1 protein-coding gene is annotated in these 529 nt (G+C 78.1%); it reads left to right on the plus strand.

The features are described from left to right. The coding region (locus ACFQSB_RS40325; protein ID WP_380832651.1) for an FHA domain-containing protein at positions 1-459 on the plus strand (459 nt) is incomplete at its 5' end. Positions 460-529 lie beyond the last annotated feature (70 nt).

Raw genomic sequence — 529 nt, forward strand, 5'->3', positions numbered from 1 at the left:
AACGGCCCGGCGACCGGCCAGGCGGCGACCGGCGGCACGGCGCAGGGCCGCCCCGCGCGGGCGGGCTGGGTGGCGGTGGTCGCCGCCGACCGCGCGCACTACGAGGCCATGATCGGCCAGGGCGGGCCGGACGCCGCGCGGGTCGCCTTCCCGCCCTACTGTCCCGAGCGCACTCTGCCTCTCGCCGGTCCCGAGATGCGCATCGGGCGGCGCAGCCAGTCCCGGTCGCTGGTTCCCGAGATCGACCTGTCCGGGCCGCCGGAGGACCCCGGCGTCTCCCACCTGCACGCCGTGCTGCTGGCCCAGCCCGACGGCTCCTGGCAGCTCGTCGACCCCGGCTCGGCGAACGGCACCCTGGTCAACGGCGAGCTCCTGGAGGTCAACGTGCCGGTCCCGATCGCCGACGGCGACCGCGTGCACGTCGGCGCCTGGACGCTCATCACCGTGCGGAGGGCCTGAGCCATGACACTTCCCGCTCCGGCGCCGGCCCAGGCCCCGCCGCCCGCCGCGACCGCGCCGGGCGGCGCCA

Origin of the sequence: Sphaerisporangium rhizosphaerae, assembly GCF_042665155.1 — a bacterium.
Lineage (GTDB): Bacteria > Actinomycetota > Actinomycetes > Streptosporangiales > Streptosporangiaceae > Sphaerisporangium > Sphaerisporangium rhizosphaerae.